The 20,748-nt window shown below is 61.9% G+C and carries 18 protein-coding genes; 14 read left to right on the top strand and 4 right to left on the bottom strand.

Features of this window, described 5'->3' with window-relative positions:
• Positions 1–49 precede the first annotated feature (49 nt).
• Complete coding sequence (locus GC162_11390; GenBank protein MBI1369242.1) at positions 50–835, top strand: hypothetical protein; 786 nt, start codon at positions 50–52, stop codon at positions 833–835.
• 14 nt (positions 836–849) lie between these two features.
• Here GC162_11390 and GC162_11385 read toward each other — a convergent pair whose 3' ends face one another.
• Positions 850–1,083, bottom strand: coding sequence for a hypothetical protein (locus GC162_11385; protein ID MBI1369241.1), 234 nt, complete (start codon positions 1,081–1,083; stop codon positions 850–852).
• On the opposite strand from GC162_11385, the gene GC162_11380 reads away from it, so the two are divergent.
• A complete protein-coding gene (locus GC162_11380; GenBank protein ID MBI1369240.1) occupies positions 1,065–3,683 on the top strand; it encodes a sulfatase-like hydrolase/transferase in 2,619 nt (872 codons plus the stop codon). The two genes, GC162_11385 and GC162_11380, sit on opposite strands and share 19 nt — an antisense overlap.
• A gap of 445 nt (positions 3,684–4,128) precedes the next feature.
• Here GC162_11380 and GC162_11375 read toward each other — a convergent pair whose 3' ends face one another.
• Positions 4,129–4,818, bottom strand: coding sequence for a glycosyltransferase (locus GC162_11375; GenBank protein ID MBI1369239.1), 690 nt, complete (start codon positions 4,816–4,818; stop codon positions 4,129–4,131).
• Between the two features lie 19 nt (positions 4,819–4,837).
• Here GC162_11375 and GC162_11370 point away from each other — a divergent pair, with 19 nt between their 5' ends.
• The 3 genes from GC162_11370 to GC162_11360 all read left to right on the top strand — a co-directional run bounded on the left by GC162_11370 (position 4,838) and on the right by GC162_11360 (position 7,492).
• Positions 4,838–5,449, top strand: coding sequence for a methyltransferase domain-containing protein (locus GC162_11370; protein ID MBI1369238.1), 612 nt, complete (start codon positions 4,838–4,840; stop codon positions 5,447–5,449).
• Positions 5,450–5,494: 45 nt separating this feature from the next.
• Positions 5,495–6,661 carry a DNA topoisomerase IV subunit A gene (locus GC162_11365; protein MBI1369237.1) on the top strand — a complete coding sequence of 389 codons (1,167 nt, stop codon included), beginning with the start codon at positions 5,495–5,497 and terminating at the stop codon, positions 6,659–6,661.
• A 141-nt stretch (positions 6,662–6,802) separates the two neighbouring features.
• Positions 6,803–7,492: a response regulator gene (locus tag GC162_11360; protein MBI1369236.1), complete on the top strand. Its 690-nt coding sequence runs from the start codon at positions 6,803–6,805 to the stop codon at positions 7,490–7,492.
• A 107-nt stretch (positions 7,493–7,599) separates the two neighbouring features.
• Here GC162_11360 and GC162_11355 read toward each other — a convergent pair whose 3' ends face one another.
• Complete coding sequence (locus tag GC162_11355; protein MBI1369235.1) at positions 7,600–7,953, bottom strand: hypothetical protein; 354 nt, start codon at positions 7,951–7,953, stop codon at positions 7,600–7,602.
• Between GC162_11355 and GC162_11350 the strand changes: the two genes are divergently transcribed.
• From GC162_11350 to GC162_11315, 8 genes are all read left to right on the top strand, one after another.
• A complete protein-coding gene (locus GC162_11350; protein ID MBI1369234.1) occupies positions 7,952–8,995 on the top strand; it encodes a hypothetical protein in 1,044 nt (347 codons plus the stop codon). The genes GC162_11355 and GC162_11350 overlap by 2 nt on opposite strands.
• Before the next feature lie 133 nt (positions 8,996–9,128).
• Complete coding sequence (locus tag GC162_11345) at positions 9,129–9,908, top strand: hypothetical protein (protein MBI1369233.1); 780 nt, start codon at positions 9,129–9,131, stop codon at positions 9,906–9,908.
• A gap of 43 nt (positions 9,909–9,951) precedes the next feature.
• Complete coding sequence (locus GC162_11340) at positions 9,952–10,185, top strand: hypothetical protein (GenBank protein MBI1369232.1); 234 nt, start codon at positions 9,952–9,954, stop codon at positions 10,183–10,185.
• Positions 10,186–10,288: 103 nt separating this feature from the next.
• Positions 10,289–11,275 (top strand): tyrosine recombinase, encoded by a 987-nt coding sequence (locus GC162_11335; GenBank protein MBI1369231.1) that lies wholly within the window; start codon positions 10,289–10,291, stop codon positions 11,273–11,275.
• 113 nt (positions 11,276–11,388) lie between these two features.
• On the top strand, positions 11,389–12,147 hold the full coding sequence (locus tag GC162_11330; protein ID MBI1369230.1) for an SDR family oxidoreductase: 759 nt from the start codon (positions 11,389–11,391) through the stop codon (positions 12,145–12,147).
• Positions 12,148–12,285: 138 nt separating this feature from the next.
• Positions 12,286–13,278 carry a hypothetical protein gene (locus GC162_11325; GenBank protein MBI1369229.1) on the top strand — a complete coding sequence of 331 codons (993 nt, stop codon included), beginning with the start codon at positions 12,286–12,288 and terminating at the stop codon, positions 13,276–13,278.
• A gap of 137 nt (positions 13,279–13,415) precedes the next feature.
• Entirely contained in the window at positions 13,416–16,931 is a 3,516-nt protein-coding gene (locus GC162_11320) for a DUF1549 domain-containing protein (protein ID MBI1369228.1), read from the top strand.
• 3 nt (positions 16,932–16,934) lie between these two features.
• Positions 16,935–18,389 (top strand): DUF1501 domain-containing protein, encoded by a 1,455-nt coding sequence (locus tag GC162_11315; GenBank protein ID MBI1369227.1) that lies wholly within the window; start codon positions 16,935–16,937, stop codon positions 18,387–18,389.
• 86 nt (positions 18,390–18,475) lie between these two features.
• Here the strand turns inward: GC162_11315 and GC162_11310 are convergent, their stop codons facing one another.
• Complete coding sequence (locus tag GC162_11310; protein MBI1369226.1) at positions 18,476–19,180, bottom strand: hypothetical protein; 705 nt, start codon at positions 19,178–19,180, stop codon at positions 18,476–18,478.
• Between the two features lie 409 nt (positions 19,181–19,589).
• Here GC162_11310 and GC162_11305 point away from each other — a divergent pair, with 409 nt between their 5' ends.
• A complete protein-coding gene (locus GC162_11305; GenBank protein MBI1369225.1) occupies positions 19,590–20,633 on the top strand; it encodes an IS630 family transposase in 1,044 nt (347 codons plus the stop codon).
• The last annotated feature ends 115 nt before the right edge of the window (positions 20,634–20,748 follow it).

Below are 20,748 nucleotides of genomic sequence, written 5' to 3'. Positions count from 1 at the left end.
TAAGACTACGGCACTTACGCCATCTCCCCGAAACGAAGGGACGGCCCCTGTGAAACTCAACCAATCATTCGTCCTGTTCTGCGTCACGTTGTTGTCCATGTCCGGATGCAAAAAGGAAAGTGGTGCCGTGGCTCCGATTCCTGTCACGACGGTGCCGCCGGCGGCCGCATCTGAGCAGCAACCCGCAGAGCGGATTGACACGCCGTCGGTGGACACCCTTCAACAACCCGCGGATGAAAGCGGCAAGAATACGGTCGAGGCCCGAAAGCAACTCGAATCAAAATTTCACGATTGGTCGGAGGGCAAGGAAGTAGAGCCGCTTTTTCTACCCGATGAATTGATCGGTGCAAAACTATTGAAATACTCGATTGACACTCTTGATCTTAAAATTGAGCATAAGGGTCTCTTGGGCTGGTGGTCGACGACCACGGTTGAAACTGAGAAAGAAAAGGGTCAAACGAGTACGACGCAATTACACCACATGATATTAAAATCCGACGACGGCACATGGTTGATCGCACCGAGAGACCCATCTGCGCGGACACCAATAGATCGCACGCCAGAGGCAAAAAGACAGTTGGCGGATCGATTTCTTCAATGGATGCATGACACGGACACGGATAAGCACTTCAGGACATTCGATCTGCGCAATGCCAAACTCCTGAAATTTACAATCGACGCTATTGAGCCAAACCGACCCGATAATCCGTACAGTTGGAAAGCGACAAGCACAGTCGTGATCAAGGGCGAAGACGGCAAGGAGTCAACACGGCGGATCAGGCATGAAATTGACTTGGCACCATCTGGTGAGTGGATGCTGCTGGACGCAAGATAGTGGCTTCGGACATGTTACTGACGAGGCGATCGCGCGAAATGGTCGGCGGTTTTAACCAGCGAGAGCGCCAAGCCGACCAGTATACCGTATGGGGCAACCAGATCGCCGATCAGCCAGAGGACGCCGCCGAGGTCGGTCGGGCCGCAGGGGCCGAAGTTGACGACGCCGTGCGCGGTCACCCATATGACTGCGAAAATCAGCAAACTGATCGTGAGCACCGGGCTGATGAATGTATGGATCGTCTTCACGACGCGGGCTCTCGGATGCGGCGGCACGTGTTGGTCAGCGTTGCCGCCTTTCGACGCTCAGCGGTACGACCGTCATGATCATATCGTGCTTCACCGATTTGGCCTCCACCGCCACCGGCCGGTCGCCACGGTTTGGGCACTTCGACCGTACCGTGCCGTGCCGCTTCGGTTATCGTGATACGCACGGCTTGCAGCGAGGTAGGGTGGGTCAAGCGAAGCGGACCCACCACGATAGACGAATGAACGTTCAATTTTGCAGCGGCGCGTATGCGTGTGGAACGTCCGTTCACACCAAGCCACCTTGCATTAATTTCTCGACCCCGAGTTCTTCAAACGATGTCGTCGTCGCGATGGACGATGATCGAGCATCGCAACATCATACGCCTCGCGTGGTGGGTCCGCTTCGCTTGACCCACCCTACCGCGCCGTCGATCACGCGCGGAGTCCAAGCGCACCGGTGGTGCATCCAAATCGCACAGGCCCGGCCAGCAACCAGCCGACGCCACGAATATAGGATCGGGACCGCGGCAGACCCTCGACCTGCCTTTTGTGCATGGGGCAAAACCGCCGACACGGTCGGAACGCATATAAAACGGCGATGGCAAGATATATATTGCAGGCCCACAGCCGTGCGGCCGCAGCGCGTGGCCGGTCAAATTGAATATCTATCTCACACATCATCATCATTTTCTCACATCATGCTTGCATTGTGTGAATTATGTAGTAGATTCCGATCATGGTGGGAAATGTTTCCGGGCGCCCGTCACATCCGAAGCGGCCGCCTTCCGTGTTGGATTGAAATCCGGGCACCCATGCGACGGAGTTTCATGCGCCGGGTCCGTATTTCCGACGGATCTGGCCTGACCGGGGAATCAGCGATGACAAACAACGGGGATGCGCAAACACCGACGACATTGAATGTTCACCAGCGCCGACTCAACTGCGGCATCCTGAGCGTGCAATATACGCCGATGGGTGCCGTAGGGGCGATCCTGCTTTCGCTCTACCTGCTGTCCCCAATCGCATTTTATTTCCTTCACCTCCGCAGCCAGGTGGAGTTCAACTTGCTCGCGGGCTGGAATCTCGCCGTTTCACTGATATGGATCGTTGGCATCCACATCCTCTTTCGGCGCACCGTCTGGCTTCACCTCCTGTTGTTTCCACTCTATCTCACGACGACCGCCGATCTGTTTCTCGTCCTGAATTTCCAAGCCCGTTTGTCCAGCGGCTACATCATGACGGCTTTTACCGACTTCGGTGACAGCGGGGAATTTCTCCGCACGTACCGGCTGCAGATTTGTTTCGTCCTCTTCGGACTGGGCGTGCTCTATCCCGTCGGCCTGTGGGCGATTCGCAACGTCCAAGTCCAGACATCCCACCGCATCCGTGCATGCACCGTGGCGGTGATCGCCTTGAGCTATCTGGTTGTCATCGGCGCGGACACAATCAGGTGCCAGGGGAAAAAGACGCTGTCGCGGGCCTGCCTCGACGTCGTCAATCACGACATGAGCAGCCCATTCGGCGTGATCTTTCAGTCCAGCGCCAGTCTCCAAATGTATCTGGTCACCTCGCAACATCTGAGGGAACGGCTCGATTATAAGTTCGACGTCGCCAGATCGAATGTGAAAGGCGACGAAATCTACATCCTGATGATCGGCGAATCCTCGCGCCCGGACCACTGGTCCATTAACGGCTACGACCGCCCCACCTCGCCGAACATCGAGAAAATCCCAGGATTTCTCACGCTTCCCGACGTCGTCTCGACCGCTCCGTCGACGCGCGGAGCCGTCCCGTCGATGTTGAGTCTGGCGCCCGTCGAAGACTGGGACGCCGTCGAATCGCAACGCTCCATTGTCAGCGCTTTCAAAGAAGCCGGATTCGAAACATATTGGCTCACCACGCAAGCGATCACGCCCTGGTCCGGCATCATCTATCAGATCGCCGCGGAATCGGATGTGACGCGCTTCTATGATCGCAAGCTCGACGGCGTGCTCGTGGATGACCTTGCCCAAATCCTTTCAACCCACAAAAAGCCCGCCAAACTGTTTATTGTGCTCCACACCACCGGCAATCATTTTCTTTATTCCCTGCGCTATCCTCAGAATTTCGCAAAGTACCCCGAAACAGGCGCTACACGCAAAGAGACGCTCATCAACACGTATGACAACAGCGTGCTGTACGCCGATGACCTGATCTCGCAGGTGATCAAAACGGTGGAGACCCGCAATTCCCGGGCGCTGGTGATGTACGTGTCGGATCACGGAGAGAATCTGGGCGATGACGGTCGGCGCCTGTATGGACACGATATTGGAACTCAGTACGACCTTCGCACGGCGGCGTTCATATGGTGCTCCAGGAAGCTCCAAGACGACTCTCCCGAAAAATGCGCCGCGGTGAAACACAACGCTGCAAAGAAGCTGAGCATCACCAATATCTCTCCCTCGATCTTGGACATCACCGGCACTCGCGTCGCGGGACTGGATCTGACGATGAGCATGTTCAGTCCCACCTTTCACGAACACCCGCGATTCTATCGGTCGCCGCAAGGACAACTCTACGCCTACCCGGACGTTCAGAAGGCGCCGCTCGCCGCGCGATAGTCGCGCAGGCCCGGTCATCGATCGGCCCCTCCATGAATGCAAGACACAAATCACTGCGGACCGGCCGCGAACCCCGACCCGGAATGGGTCGGCGAAGTGAGCGACCGATGCGCCCTCCCATATGACCGGCCACTTCGGGGTCGGGGTCTTGGCGTTTGAATTGATGGTCGTGCAGGGGTGTTCGGCGCACAGGCGTTTCGCTTTTCGCGCACCGGCGCGGCAAAAGGCGCACGGGCGCGGCGCGAATCGCATGGGGGTGTCGCGTTGCGGTTATAAGTTCTGAAAAAGCGCGCATGGGCGCGCCCGACCCCGGTGCGCCGGTGCGCACGGGCGCGCCCATGCGCGATTTGCGTCAGGGTGATGCGCGGAAAACGACGATATTGATGAAATATCGGGGGCGCACGGCAAGGTCAAAAAAGCGCTCTCTTGCCGCGCCGGTGCGGGGTCAGGTCAAGAGGTTGTATTTGACGATGCACCACAGCGCCCGCACGCCGTCGCGCCAGCCGATTTTTTTGCCTTCGGCGTAGGTGCGGCCGGAGTAGGAGATGCCCACTTCATAGACGCGGCAGCGCATCCTGGCGATCTTCGCCGTGATCTCGGGCTCGAAGCCGAAGCGGTTTTCCTCGATGGTGATCCCCTGAATGATCTCGCGGCGGAAGACCTTGTAGCAGACTTCGATGTCGGTCAGGTTTAGATTGGTGAACATATTCGAGAACAGCGTGATGAGCCGGTTGCCGACGGAGTGCCAGTAGTAGAGAACGCGGTGCGGGTGGCTGGAGATGAAGCGGGAGCCGAAGACGACGTCGGCGTTGCCGTCGACGATGGGCTTGATCAGCTCGGGGTACTCGGCGGGGTCGTACTCCATGTCGGCGTCCTGGATGATGACCAGTTCGCCGGTCGCATGTTTGAACCCGGTGGCGAGGGCGGCGCCTTTGCCCTTGTTATGGTCGTGATAGATGACGCGTAGATCGGTCATTTCAGCGGCGATTTTGGCCAGTTCGTCGCGCGTGCCGTCGGTGGAGCCGTCGTCGACGATGATCAGTTCCATGTCCAGCCCGACGGCGCGGACCCGCTCGACGACCCGGCGGATCGTCGCGGCTTCGTTGTACACGGGCATGACGACGGATAACCTCATGCGTTGACCTATTGCGAGGATGTACCGGAAAACGATGCAGCCAACAAGTGTGACACGCGGGAAGGGGTTGCTGGAGACGTGGCTGGCCCATCGCCGGGCGGCGATGGCGGACCGACTCATTCCGCCGGGGCTGCGCGATGGGCGGCTATTGGATATCGGCTGCGGGTCCGTGCCGTATTTTCTGACGCATACGCAATTCCGCGAAAAGCACGGACTGGACAAGGTGGCGACGTTCGAGATCGAACCGCTGCGGATTGGCCGGTTCGATGCTCATGCGGATGCGGCGCTGCCGTTTGAGGACGGGCATTTTGAGGTGGTGACGATGCTGGCGGTGTTCGAGCACATCGAGCGCGGACGGCTGATCGGTCTGATTGACGAGATTCACCGCGTGTTGCGCCCCGGCGGGTGCTACATTCTGACGACCCCGGCGGGTTGGACGGGGCCGATGCTGAGCGTGATGAAGTGGATGGGGCTCGTCAGCGCGGTGGAGATCGATGAGCATGTCGGAAGTTACAGCCGGGGGACGATTCGGGGGGTGATGCGGGAGACGCGGTTCGGGGAGGCGGGGCTGACGATGGGGGCGTTTGAGCTCGGGATGAATACGTGGGCGAAGGTGACGAAAGGCGGATGAGCGGATAGATTGGGGGTTTGCGAATCGATTGGTAAGGAAACCAACATGGCCAAGAAGACCACAAAATCGAAGGCGGCGCCGGCGTCTGCACCCACCAAAAAGATCAAGATTGTGCGCTCCAAGCGGCGGCCGGGCGATACGGCGGCGAAGCTGGTGGGCATGGCGGACGACATCGCCAAGCAGGTGGGCAAGGAGAACGATCCGGGCGTGGACATACCGACGCGGGCCTTGTCGAACGTGAGCTTCGATTCCAAATCGCGGCTCATCCGCATGGGCGACAATACGCAACGGCGGAGCTTCTTCAATCTCGGTCAAGCCAAGAAATTCATGCAGACGACGCTGATCGCCTCCGGCTGCAGCGAGTTGATCCGTCAGGAAAAGACCACGAGCATCCGAGACCTCTTCTACCACTGCAAGCACACCATCGAAGGCACGAAGGAAAACACCTTCGACGAGCAGAGCGAATCGGACCCGATCATCGAAGATCTGGAAGTGACGGTCGCGGCGCTGCGCGAGGAATTGGGGCTGTTCGCCGAACCGAAGGGCGCGATGGTCGGGCCGATGGTCATTGAGGACAACGGCGACACGATCGACCTGTCGAAGATGGGTTCGGGGGGCTGGGCGATTCCGTCGATCGTCGAGGACGACATCATCAAATTCAAACGCGGGTCCGCCAAGTACATTCTGCTCATCGAAAAGGGAGCGGTCTGGCGTCGGTTCAGCGAAGACCGCTACTGGGAGCAGCACAAGTGCATGATCATCCACGGCGGCGGTCAACCGCCGCGCGGCGTCCGCCGTCTGATCTGGCGCATGCACAACGAACTGAAGCTGCCCGTCTACGTGCTCGTCGATAACGACCCGTGGGGTTACTACATCTATTCCGTCGTCAAGCAGGGGTCGATCAATCTGGCGTTCGAGTCGGAGCGCATGGCGATTCCATCGGCCCGGTTCATCGGCATGAGCGCCTTCGATGCGGAGCGCTTCGACATTCCCAAGACGGTGGCGATCAAGCTCAATGATCAGGACATCCGCCGCGCCAAGGAAGTGCTCAACTATGAGTGGTTCCAGAAGAAGGAATGGCAGAAGGAGATCAAGAAGATGTTGAGTCTGGGGGTGAAGCTGGAGCTGGAAGCGTTGTCGAACAAGGATTTCAGCTTCATCACGGAGCAGTACCTGCCGCGCAAGCTCAAGGACAAACAATGGCTTGATTGAAACGCCCGCGGTCGATAGAGGGAATGTCTTACAGCACTTGCGGTTTGCAACGGGTCAATTGCCGGTTATACTTGCAGACCGGTTGGGAACGAAGACTCTCCAGGGACATTGCCGGTGGGAACTGAAGATGGTCACCCCGCAATGATGGTCACACAAATGGTATCCGGGATGGGAGTTGTGACTATGACTGATGCGCGTGACAACATCGAGGGGTCGGCTGCGCCGTCGGAGGACCGCCCCGGTCTGCCGACGAAGATTTTGATCGCGGAGGACGAGCATCTTCTGGCGGCCAGTCTGGCGGACCAGTTGCGTGAAATGTCCATTCAGGTCATCGGGCCGGCGAGCGACGGCGAAAAGGCGCTGGAGTTGGCGCGGACGCACATGCCGGACATCGCCCTGCTCGATATCCGCATGCCCAAGATCGACGGCCTGAGCGTCGCGGAAGCGATCTTCAGCGAGCTGGGCATCCCCGCGATGCTCGTCAGCGCGTACAGCGATGAGCAGAGCGTGGCGCGGAGCGTCAAGGCGGGGGTGTTCGGCTACCTCGTCAAGCCGATTACGCGCGACGAACTGCGCGTCGGGCTGACGGTGGCGTGGGCCCGGTACCGGGAGCAGAAGTCGCTGGCCGGCCAGGTCGAGGAATTGAAGGTCGCGTTGGAGAACCGCAAGCTGGTGGAGCGGGCGAAGGGGATTCTGATGGATCGCCTGCGGCTGGGCGAGGCGGAGGCGATGAAACGCCTGCAGAAACAGGCCCGCGACGCCCGCCGCACGCTCGCCGACATGTCCCGCGCGATCATCGAGAGCAAACAGCTTTTTGATGAGAAGAAGTAAGAAAAGGAGAGCAGGCCGCAAGCGGCCTCGCTAAACGGGGTTGTGCTGGGGTGCGATGTCTGATCGCTGATCACTGATCGCTGACTTCTTGTTTTTCCTCCGCTCTCTCAAGTCCCCCCCTCAACTCGTCCGATAACAGGCATGGGTCTGCGGCTTGTTATTTTCGGAACGTTCCACCGCCCCGAATGCCGACAGAAGGATGACACAAGTGCGCTGTGTTTGGCGCGGAGGTCGAACATGAACGGACATGCCCTGAAAATTTCCGCGCTGCTCGCGCTTCTGACGTCCCCCGTGGCCTGCACCACTTCGCACTCGGCGGCGGGCCGATATGCGTTGAGCGATGAGCCGGGAACGAGCGTCGTGAAGGCGACCCCGGCTCCCGCGACGGCCGCCCCGGCCCCTGCCCCGGCGATCGCGTCGGCACCGGTCGCCGCCGCTGAACCGGTCAACCCGGCGTTCATGGAGCCCTCCCCCGCCGCGGCGGGCGTCGAGCCGGCCAATCCGAACAACGCCTCGATCCGCCCCATCGCCGGGCGGCTGAGCTTGTGGGGCGAACTGCCCGGCTCGGAAAAGGGCGCCAACCCCACCGACGCTTCCGATAACCTCCGCCAGGTCACCTTCAGCCGCGAAGGCAGCGACTATGACGTGAACATCGACCCGACCGGTCAATGGCTCGTCTTCGCTTCGACCCGCCATCGCGCGACCGCTGACATTTATCTGAAGCGCGTCGACGGCAACACCACGACGCAACTCACCAACGACCCCGGCAACGATGTGATGCCCGCCTTCAGCCCCGATGGCAAGCAGATCGCCTTCGCGTCCGATCGGGCGGGCAACTGGGACATCTACGTTCAGGGCGTCGATGGCGGCGCGCCGGTGCAGCTCACCAATGACCCGAGTCAGGAGCTGCACCCGAGCTGGTCGCCCGACGGCAAGCAGATCGTCTTTTCGAGTCTGGGCACGCAGAGCGGGCAGTGGGAAATGGTCGTCATCGACGTCGAGAACACCGCCCGACGCAAGTTCATCGGTTTCGGCCTGTTCCCCACGTTCAGCCCCGATGGCAAGAAGATCGCCTTCCAGCGCGCCCGCTTCCGCGGCACGCGGACGTTCAGCGTGTGGACCATCGACTATGTGAATGGCGAAGGCATGCACCCGACGGAAATCGCGGTGGCGACGAACGCGGCGGTGATATCGCCGGCGTGGAGCCCCGATGGCAAGAAGCTGGCGTTCACAACCGTGGTGAACCCCCCGAGCGAGCCGGGCGCCAAGCCGCAGTTCGCCGAGCTTTGGATGATCAACGTCGACGGCACCGGCCGCACAAAACTGACCAACGACAAATACGCCAACACGCAGCCGGTGTGGGGCCCGAGCGGGGCGCTGTTCTTTGTGTCCAATCGCGCGGGCTTCGACAATATCTGGTCGGTGCACGCGGGTCAGAGCATGATGGCCGGTGCGGAGGACAACAAGGCGACGACGCCACAGGCGTCGGTGCCGACGGAATAGAAGTTTTGAGCATTCAGCGGTCAGGTTTCAGGAAGGAACAGGCCGCGAGCGGCCTCGCTAAACGCTGTTGACTGAATGCTGAGACCTGACAGCTACTTTGTGCGGGCGGAGCCCGCCGGACAGGCAGGATGCCATGACAAGTAAAAAGGTCATATTGAGTCTGATGCTGGGGCTGATGCTGTCGGCGGCGGGTTGTGAGCTGTTTCAGAAGCGCATCGAGCAGCCGCTCGTGTATTCGACGCCCTACCCGGGGCCGAAGATGTGGGCGGTCGCGCCGTTTCGCAATGAATCGGGCACATCGCTCGTCGACAGCGCCGTCGTGGCCGACCACCTGGCGCAGCAGATTCAGCAGATCAATGGCATCGGCGTGGTGCCGGTCAATCGGGTGCTGGCGGCGATGAACGCGGCGCAGATTGATGCGGTCAACAGCGTCGGGGACGCCATGAAGCTGATGAATCTGCTGGGTGTGGACGGGCTGATCGTGGGAACGATCACGGCGTGGGACCCGTACGAGCCGCCGAAGATCGGCGCGACGATTCAGCTCTACGCCCGCGAGCTGCCCGGCGGCGGAACCGCCCTGGACTCGCGTGCCCTGACACGAGCGACGTCGACCAACGATCTGCCCGGCATGGTCCGCTACGAACAGCCCGTCGCCACGGTGAGCGATCACTTTGACGCGGCGAACGGGGCGGTGCTTCAGCGGATTCAGGACTACGCCCACGGCCGGGCCGCCGACGATGAACCGGCCGGCTGGCGACGCTACATCATCAATATGGACCTTTACAACGAATTCGTCAGCCACGAGCTGATGCGACGGCTCTTCGCGCGTGAATGGGATCGCCTGCACCGACAGCCGATGCCGCCCACGGCCAGCGCCGCCGATGACAATGTGATCCGTACAACCCAGCCATGAGGCCACGGTCTTCCGTCGCCTTCATGGCGACCGGAAGCTGACCGTGACCGACTCTCAAGACAGATCGCCGATCAAGCCCGCCGAACTGGTGCTCGTCAAAAAGACGCAGCGCTGGGTGTTCCGTTACATGCCCGGCGAGGAGGCGGCGGTGCTGCGCTCGCTGGCGGAGACGGCCCGCGATCCGGCCAGCGATTTCGACTGGTTCGACGCCGCGGTGCTCAGCCACCAGATGGGCGATCAGATGCACAAGCAGCTTAAAAAGATGATGCCCGGATGAATATGAGTTTCTGGTTTCTGGTTTCCAGTTAAGGACCGGAATCCGCAAACCAGAAACTAGAAACCTGAATCTAGAAACCACCTCTTCCCTCTGGAGCCTCGCCATGAACGTGCCGCTGATCAACCAGTTCCTCGAATACCTGCAGCTTGAGCGCCATTTCAGCCCCTTCACCGCGCGCTGTTACGGTGCGGACCTGCGTCAGTATGCACAGTTCCTGGCCGGTGCTTCGGCGGGCGGCGAAGGCGCAACGCCGACGTCCGCACAGGCCACGGATCCGGCGGCTGAAGTTCCGGGGGTCGGCACGGCGATTGTCAGCGCTGATGCGCTGGCGATCCGGCGCTTCCTGACGCATCTGGACGAATACGAATACTCCGCCGCGACGATGGCGCGGAAGATCGCCACGCTCCGCAGCTTCTACAAGTTCCTGCACCGCCGCGGCATCGTGGCGGCCAATCCCATGCTCATGATCCGCACGCCCAAGCAGGCCAAACGCCTGCCCAAGGCCATGACCGTTTCGCAGATCGAACAGCTTCTGGCGGCCCCCGACGACGGCTCCACGCTCGGCGCCCGCGACCGCGCGATCCTCGAAACGCTCTACTCCACCGGCGTCCGCGTCAGCGAACTCGTCGATCTGAACCGCCATCACATGGACGAGATGGGCGAAGCGCTGGTCATCCGCGGCAAGGGCAAGAAGGAGCGCATCGTCCCGCTGGGCAAGCACGCGCACAACGCCATCACGCGCTATGTCGAAACGCTGGAGCGCGATCCGCGCTTCGCGCATGTGCGCGAAGCCGTGGCGTCGGGCGACGAGGTTCCGCTGTTCATCAACAAGGCCGGCGGGCGGCTTTCGAGCCGATCGGTCCGCCGCAAGCTCGACAAGTATCTGGAGCAGGTGGGGCTGGACCCGTCGATCAGCCCGCACACGCTGCGCCACTCGTTCGCGACGCACCTGCTCGACAACGGCGCGGACCTGCGCAGCGTGCAGGAGCTGCTGGGCCACCAGTCGCTTTCGACCACGCAGATTTACACGCACCTGACGACGCAGCGCATGCGGACGGCGTACGACCACGCCCATCCCCGCGCTTCGTAAACCACTGGGGTCGGTTTCGAGAATGTGACACAACGGAAGCCCACGGTTTTGAACCGTGGGCTTCTTTATTTTTTGGTATCCTGTTTTCCCTATTCATCTGACAAGGGGACGCCATGCTTGCTACGGATCTCAAAGGCAAAGTTGCACTCGTCACCGGCGCTTCGCGCGGACTGGGCGCGGCGATCGCGCGGGCGCTGGGCCAGCGCGGGGCCAAAGTCGCCGTGAACTATTTTGGCTCGGAAAACAAGGCAAAGACCGTCGCGGATGAAATTCGCGCGGCCGGCGGCGATGCGGAGATTTTCAAGGCGAACGTCGTTGACGAAACCGAGGTCAACGCGATGACGGCGGCGGTGGCCAAGCGCTTCGGGCCGATCGACATTCTCGTGCCCAATGCGACGGGCCCGCAGCCGTTCATCGCCATCGAAGATTTGACATGGGAGGATTGCGTCAAACAGTTGGAATTTTTCGTCAAGAGCCCGGTGCTGCTGGCCAAGGCGGTGGTCGGTTCGATGAAGCAGCGGCGGAGCGGGCGCATCATCAACATCGGATCGGAAGTGCTCGAGATGGCCGTGCCGCGCTTCTCCAATTATGTCAGCGCCAAAGGCGCCCAACTGGGCCTGACGCGGTCTTGGGCGCGCGAGCTGGCGCCATGGCAGATCACGGTCAACGTCGTCTCGCCGGGGTGGATTCCCACGGAGCGTCATGCGGACGATGCGCAGGACATGAAGGATGCGTACGCGCGGGCGGTGCCGATGGGGCACATGGGCGAGGCGATGGACATCGGTGAGGCGGTGGCGTTCCTGGCGTCCGACGCCGCCAAGTTCATCACGGGCCAGAAGCTTTCGGTCAACGGGGGCAACAGCGTCGAGTAGTCGGGCGTTGGACAATTGAGGCATGTGGCATCGACCCGGTGTGCGGGACTACAATAAGGCCCCGCCGGAGTCGGACTCTTTTTCATCCCTGATGAGGCCCGATCCTTGAAACGAATCAGAATTTCGTGGTTGTTGCTGATGCTCACCCTTGTCGCGGCGCCGGTGCTGGCGCACGACGAAGCCGCGGCCCCGGCCGGCGCGCCGGCGGCGGCTGTTGCCGATGCGGCCAATGCCGTCGCGCCGACTCCCCCGGCGCCCCCGTCGTTTTTCGCGCGGCTCTGGGATTTCATCGGCGTATTTCACCCGGCAACCGTCCACTTCCCCGTCGCCATGCTGACCATCGCGGCCCTGTTCATCGTGCTGCGATGGAAATTCCGATCGATCTCGCCGGACGTGGCGTTCTACTGTCTTTGGATCGGCGTCATCAGCGCGATCGTCGCCACGGCAATGGGCTTCTCGTTCGCACCGCAGAAGGGCTACGGCGGGATCACCGCCGACATGCACGCGGAAGTCTTCTGGCACCGCTGGCTGGGTGTCTCCGTCACTATTCTCGCACTGATCACCGCCATCGCCGCCACGCGCGCCCGCAACACCGCCGACCCCGCCCGCGTCGAACGCTGGCATGTGGGCGTCATTCTCTGCGCCATGCTCGTCGGCCTCGTCGGACATCAGGGCGGATCGCTCGTATATGGCGATGACCTGTACACCCGGGCGTTCGAGAAGCTCATGAACGTCGCGCCCAAGAAGAATCCGATTGTCGTGCCGATTCCCATTCCCGTGCCGACCGTCAACACCGGCGGCGTCGATTTCGTCACGCAGATCAAACCCATCATCGAGGCCCACTGCATCAAGTGCCACGGCCCCGACAAAAAGAAGGCGCACTTCCAGCTCCACACGCGCGAACTGGCTATGACCAGCGGCGACACCGCCCCCGACAACATCAAGCCCAAGGACAGCGCCCACAGCAATGTCATTGACCTGCTGAGCACGGCCGACAAGGACGATGTCATGCCACCGTCCGACGAAGGCGGGCCCCTGCCCAAGGATCAGATCGACCTGATCAAAAAATGGATCGACGACGGCGCCATCTGGCCCGACGGCGTCGAGCTGACGGACAAGAGCAAGAAATAGCCACCCGCCGGTCACCCCGCGCGGGTCGAAATTCCGGATTTGTCTGTACCAGTTTTCATCGCTGAGGCGGAATAAAGGAAAGCCCCTTGCGGGCTCCCGCCGACTCGGGCCATGAAAACCCCACCGGAACCGCGCGTATGACCCATCTGAGACTCATGTTATGCACGGCCGTCTGTCTTGCGGCCGCCGTATCCGATCCGGCGCGGGCGGCTCAGCCCGTCGATTTCGTCCGTGATATTCAGCCGATTCTCCGCGATGCCTGTTACGAATGCCACGGCGTCAAAAAGCAGGAAGCCGGGCTGCGATGGGATCGGAAGATTTATGCGTTTCACGCGGCCGACTCGGGGGACATGCCGCTCGTGCCGGGTAAGCCGGCGGAGAGCAAAATTCTCAAAGCGGTGCGCGGCGACGGCATGGACCGCATGCCCAAGGACGGCAAGTCGCTGAGCAAGTCGCAGATCGCGTTGCTGGAACGGTGGATCGCCGAAGGCGCGGTTTGGCCGGACGGCGTGGACCCGGACTATCCGGATGTGCCGCGTTACTGGGCGTTCGTTGCGCCGGTCAAAGCGGAGTTGCCGGCGGTGCAGCACGCGGACTGGCCCAAGTCGGGGCTCGACTACTTCATTCTGGCGAAGCTCGAAGCGGCGGGACTGACGCCGATGCCCGAAGCGGATCGGTACACGCTCATTCGTCGGCTGTCGTTGGACCTGACCGGTCTGCCGCCGACGCCCGAGGAAGTCACGCGTTTCGTCAATGACAAGGATCCCGCGGCGTATGAGCATCTGGTCGATCGCCTGCTCGCCTCGCCGGCGTACGGCGAACGATGGGCGCGCGTCTGGCTCGACCTCGCTCGTTACGCCGACACGCAGGGTTATGAGAAGGATAATCGCCGTCCGGGCATCTGGCGCTATCGCGATTGGGTCATCAAGGCGTACAACCAGGACATGCCTTACGACCAGTTCACGATCGATCAGCTTGCCGGCGACCTGCTTCCCAATGCGACGAGCGATCAGATTCTCGCCACGGCGTTTCATCGCAACACGATGACGAATACCGAAGGCGGAACGGACGACGAGGAGTTCCGCACGGCGGCGGTGATGGATCGCGTGGACACGACCGGGCAGGTGTGGATGGGTCTGACGTTCGGCTGCGCGAAGTGTCACAGCCACAAGTACGACCCGATCACGCAGCGCGAGTATTACCAGATGTTCGCGTTTTTCAATCAGTCCGATGATGCGGACCGCAATGATGATTCGCCGCGCATGGCGATGCCGACGGATGAGCAGAAGCAGAAGACGGACGCGCTCAACGCCCGGCTTGCCGAGCTGCGCGGGGGTTTGAATGGCGATGACAAGGCGCTGCGCGAAGCGCAGGCGAAATGGGAGAAGCAAGTCGCCGGCGGCGCAGCCCAGTGGACCACGCTGACCCCGACCGCCGCAACCTCCGCCAACGGCACGAAGCTCGCCGTGCAGGCCGATGGGTCGCTCGTCGCGTCCGGCGACACGCCCGACACCGATGCGTATACCGTCTCCGTGCACACCGACCTGCGACACATCACCGCCGTACGCATCGAGGCGATGAGCGATGACAGTCTCCCGTCGCGCGGTCCGGGGCGATCGGGCAATGGCAACTTCGTGCTCAGCGAACTGCGCGTGCAGGCCAAACCCGCCCATGCGCAAGCGACGCAGCCGGCCCGATTCGTCCGCATCGATCTGCCGGGCAAACAGCGGATTCTCCATCTGGCCGAGGTGCAGGCCTTCTCCGGCGGACAGAACATCGCGCCGCTCGGCACCGCCAAACAAGTCTCGACCGACTTCGGCGGCGACGCCAAGCGCGCGATCGACGGCAACACCGATGGCGAGTACACGCACAACTCGGTGAGCCATTGCGCCGTGCAGGATGATCCCTGGTGGGAAGTCGACCTGGGAGGCGCCAAGCCCATCGAAAAGGTCGTCGTGTTCAACCGCACAGACAATAATCTCGCGCCCCGCCTCAACGGCGCCCGCGTGTCGCTGCTCGACGCCGATCACAAAGTCATCTGGGAACGCACGCTCGCCGAAGCGCCCAAGACGAGTGCCGAACTGGCGATCGGCGACTCGGTCGGCGTGCGGCTCGAGCACGCCAGCGCGACCTTCGAGCAGGCCGACAACAGCGCGGACAATCCGTTTCACGGATGGACCGCCGCGGCGGCGATCGACAATGACCAAAGCAGCGCCAAGTGGGGCTGGGCCGTGTCGCCGCGCTTCGGCGAGGATCATGCGGCCGTGTTCCAAACCGCCGGCGACATCGGATTTGACGGCGGGACCGACCTGACGCTCACACTCGAACAGAACTACGGCAACAAGCACACGCTCGGCCGCTTCCGCGTCTCCGTCACGGCTTCGCCTCGCCCCGTCCGTACGCTGCCCGACGACGTCGCCGACGCGCTGGCGATCGCCCCGGCCAAGCGCAGCGATGCGCAGCGCAAGACGATCGCCGACTACTACCGTTCGATCTCACCGATCACCAGTGAGAGCAAGCAGCAGATCGCCGCCATCGAGAAAGAACTCAAAGGCATCGACGCCCCGACGACGCCGATCATGAAGGAACTTCCCGCGGGCAAGGGGCGCACCACGCACATGCTCATCAAGGGCAACTTCCTCAATCCTGGCAACGAAGTGGAAGCGGACGTGCCGTTGGCGTTTCATCCGTTCCCGAAAGATGCGCCGCACAACCGGCTGGGCCTCGCGCAGTGGCTCGTCGCACGGGATAACCCGCTGACGGCGCGCGTGCTGGTCAATCGCTACTGGGCGTGTTTCTTCGGCATGGGGATCGTTGAAACCGAAGAGGACTTCGGCCATCAGGGCACGGAGCCGACGCATCCCAAGGCGCTGGACTGGATGGCGGTCGAGCTGATGGACACGGCTCACTGGTCGCCCAAGGCGCTGTGCAAGATGATCGTCATGTCGGCGACGTATCGGCAGTCGTCGCAGGTCAGCGAAGCGTCGCTGGCAAAGGATCCGCGCAACGAACTGCTCTCGCACGGGCCGCGCTTCCGGCTCTCTGCGGAGATGGTGCGTGATCAGGCGCTGGCGTGTGCGGGGCTGCTGTCGCACAAGATGTATGGCGACTCGGTCATGCCGCCGCAGCCGGACAATGTGTGGCAGATGGTGTACAGCGGCGACAAATGGGCGACGAGCAAGGGCGAGGACAAGTATCGCCGCGGGCTCTACACGTTCATCCGCCGCACCAGTCCGTACCCCTCGATGATCACCTTCGACGGCACGAGCCGCGAGGTCTGCACCATCCGCCGCATCCGCACCAACACGCCGCTGCAGGCGCTGGTCGGCATGAACGACCCGGTGTACGTCGAAGCGGCGCAGGCGATGGCGCGACGGATCATGACCGACGGCGGATCGTCCATCGAAGACCGCGCCGCCTTCGCTTTCTCCCTTGTCGAAATCCGCCCGCCGCACAAGCGGGAAATCGCCATGCTCGTGAACCTCTACAAGCAGGAACTGGCGTATTACAAGGGCGAATCGTCCGCGGCGATGGCGCTGGCGACGAGCGAACTGGGCGCGCTGCCCAAGGACATGAACGCGGCGGAAGCGGCGGCGTGGACCGTCGTCGCCAACACGATTCTCAATCTCGACGAAACGATCACGAAGGGTTGAACCATGAATCTTCACATGAAATACGTGCAAGCGATCACACGGCGCCACTTTTTGAGCCGCTCCGCGCAGGGCGTCGGCGCGATGGCGCTGGCGTCGATGATGGCGGGCGAAGCGTCGGCGAAACAGGTGCGCGACAATCCGATGGCGCCGCGGCTTTCGATGTTCGCGCCCAAGGCCAAGCGCGTCATCTATCTGCACATGGCCGGCTCGCCCCCGCAGCAGGAGTTCTTCGACTGGAAGCCCAAGCTCGTCGAACTTAATGGCAAGCCCTGCCCCGACGACTTTTTGAAGAAGGAGCGATTCGCGTTCATCAAGGGGCATCCGAACCTGCTCGGTACGCCGTACAAATTTCAGCAGTACGGACAGGGCGGGGCATGGATCAGCGAACTGCTGCCGAACTTCCAGACGATTGCGGACGATGTGACGATCGTCAAATCGATGCATACGGATCAGTTCAATCATGCGCCGGCGCAGTTATTCCTGCACACGGGTAATCCGCAGCTCGGGTATCCTTCGATGGGCGCGTGGGCGACGTACGGGCTGGGCACGGAGAATCAGAATCTGCCGGGCTTCGTCGTGCTCGTGTCCGGCGGGAAAGATCCGAGCGCGGGCAAGAGCGTCTGGGGCTCGGGCTTTTTGCCGAGCGTCTATCAAGGCGTGCAGTGCCGTACGAGCGGCGACCCGGTGCTGTACCTGTCGAACCCGAGCGGGATGGATTCAGCGGGTCGGCGGCGCATGCTCGACGCCACGCGGGCACTCAACGAATTTCAGCATCAGACGATCGGCGACCCCGAAACGATGACGCGCATCGCGCAGTACGAATTGGCGTATCGCATGCAGATGGCCGTGCCGGAGGTGATGGACATCTCGCGCGAGCCGGCGCACATCAAGTCGATGTACGGCCTCGACAAAAAAGCCGAACCCTTCGCCAGCAACTGCCTCCTGGCCCGACGCCTTGTCGAGTCGGGCGTGCGCTTTGTGCAGCTTTTTGACTGGGGATGGGACTTCCACGGCACGGCGCGCGACACGGACATCACGCTCGGCCTCAAGGACAAGGCCCGCGATATCGATCAGCCGATGACCGCCCTGATCCGGGACCTGAAGCAGCGCGGGCTGCTCGATGAGACGCTCGTCGTCTGGAGCGGCGAGTTCGGCCGCACCGCCATGAACGAAAACCGCGGGGGGCACAGCAAATTCCTCGGCCGCGATCATCATCCGCACTGTTTCAGCATCTGGATGGCCGGCGGCGGGATCAAGGGCGGCGTCTCCTACGGCGAGACTGACGAGTTGGGCTATCACGTCACCGAAAACCCCGTCTCCGTGCGCGACCTTCAGGCGACGATCCTGCATGTCATGGGCCTCGACCCCTACAAGTTCTCCTACCCGTTCCAGGGCCTCAACGCCCGACTCATCGGCCCGTCCGACGAAGGCGAAGTCAAGCACGACCTGCTGGCGTGATCGTCCTCCATTCACACAAAACAACACCCCCGGCTCCACGCGCCGGGGGTGTTTTCACATTCTCGATGTCCGACCCCTGATTCGATTCAGGCCGCGCGGGTCTGACGGCGGCGGCGACCGACCGTGCGCTGATCGCCGTCCATGCGCTTCTGCGGATCGCTGTTGATCGCCGCGACCATTTCGGTCGGCGTCAGCGCCCACAGATCCGCGCCAATCTCTTCGGCAAGCCCCTCCGCCCGGTTGAACACGCCTCCGCCGACGACGATCTGCATCGACGGACAGACGCCCACATCGTGAAGCTCGTCGATGAGCTGGCGGATATGCGGCAGGTCGGCGGGCGTGGAGCCGAAGAGTACGAGCACTTCGGGTTTCAGTTCGCCGACCTGATTGATGATTTCGTCATTGGCGATCCCGCCGCCGCCAAAGTACGTCGTATACCCATTGGCTTCGAGCAGGTCGGCCGCCATCTGGCCCTGAAGTTCGTCCGGCTCCGTGGGGCCGCACAGCAGCAGCACCTTCTTGTTGCGCGGCTCGGCATTGGTCAGCCGCATCTGCATCTGATCGGCGAGCATGCGCAGGAGGCGCGTCGCGTAATGGTGCGCCAGTACGGTGAGCTGATCCTGACGGAAAAGCTTCTCGACCATCATGAGCGTGGGCCAGAACAGCTTTTCGATGATCGCCTCGGCCGGCACATCCGCCATCAGGCATTCGTCAACGATCGCCCGCGCCGCCGCTCGATCCCCGCTGATGAGGGTCTCGAAAAAACGCTCCACCAGTACCTGCTGACTCATGTTCGTGCTCCGGCCCGTCGGGCCCGTTGACTGACGCTCACGTGCATCCCTGCTCAGCGCCGATCGTGTGCTTCCCGCAACGTCCCGTCGCGGGCCTGTGTACCTGTCCCTCGCCGCAGACACATGCTGCGACACTAGACGTATCGTCAAGGCGGCGATTTTTTCTTCACCACATTATCCAGCTTAACTACTTTAACATCTATGCCGCATTTTTGGATCAAAAAGCCCATATCATCTGTCCGATAAATCCGGATCAGGCAATTTGGGCGAGTCAATTGGAGTCCAAAAACGCGGGTCGCGCGTGGACGGCATCTGTAGCACCGCGATCTATTGACCTCTCGATGGTTATCGCGCGCGTACGGCGCTTGTACGGTATTGCGCTGGGGCGGTGGGGGGTTTATCTTGGGGCATGCGCACGGAAGCTTTTATCGAAGTACTTCAGGAGCGTCGGCGGATCGCGGCGCGGATGTTCGATCAGAAACTCGACAGCGGCACGATCGCGTCGCTCGTCGATACGCATCCGCAGACGGTGCGACGCTGGCGACGGGTGTATGAGAGCGGGGGCTGGGAGGCATTGAAGGCCAGGCCGCATCTGGGGCCGGAGTGCAAGCTCGACGACGAGCAGAAGCAGCGGTTCCTCGCGTTGCTCGCCGCGCCGCCGTCGGCTTACGGGTTAGGCGAGGGGATGTGGACGACCAAGCGGATGGCGCGATTGATCGAGGCGGAGTTCGGCGTGTGCTACAGCCACAACCACGTGGGCGTGATCATGCACGAACTGGGCTACTCGCTGCAGATGCCGTCCAAGCAGGCGCGTGAGCGTGATGAGGCGAAGATCGCGTCATGGAAAGAGCGGACCTGGCCGCTCATCGTCGCGCAGCATCGAGCGAGAAAAAGCGTGCTTTTGTGGATCGATGAGGCGGGCTATTCGATGATTCCGACGCTGCGCAAGCAGTGGGCGCCGCGTGGCAGGACGCCGATCGTCAGGCACCGCAACCGCTGGTTCCGCAAGGTCGATGTCATCGGCTCCATCGCGCTGGATCGGGCCGATCAACTGGAACTGGTGCTGCACTGGCACCCCGGCCAGCCCATCGATCAGGCCAAGGTCGTCGCCTACCTGCGGGCGCTGATCGCGCGGTTCGGCGAGACGATCGACATCGTGTGGGACAACCTCTCATCGCACGGCGGCAAGCTCGTGCGTGAACTGCTGAGCGAACATCCCTTGGTGCAACTGCACCGCCTGCCGCCGTACGCTCCGGACCTCAACCCGGTCCAGGGCGTGTGGTCGCTGACCAAGTATCACCGCATGGCCAACCACGACATCGCCGACCTGGACACGCTCCAGCAGCGTGCCCAGGAGGCCGTCGCCGACGTCGCCGCCCAGCCCCACCTCCTGCGCTCCTGCATCCAACACGCCGGCCTCGCCGACGCGCTTTGGCCATCGGGAGGTCAATAGTTCCCAAATCTCCCCCGCCTGTTCTCAGTTTGTAACCCCCGTCGCTCAGGCAGTTTCCCGCCTGGTCCCACGCTTTGTCACCCGCTCCCGCCCCGCCATATAGCTCACAGTATTA

The organism is Planctomycetota bacterium (genome assembly GCA_016125255.1).
Taxonomy (GTDB): domain Bacteria; phylum Planctomycetota; class Phycisphaerae; order Phycisphaerales; family Zrk34; genus RI-421.
Note: the sequence above shows the minus strand (reverse complement) of the source record. Positions and strands in the feature narration are given on the sequence as shown.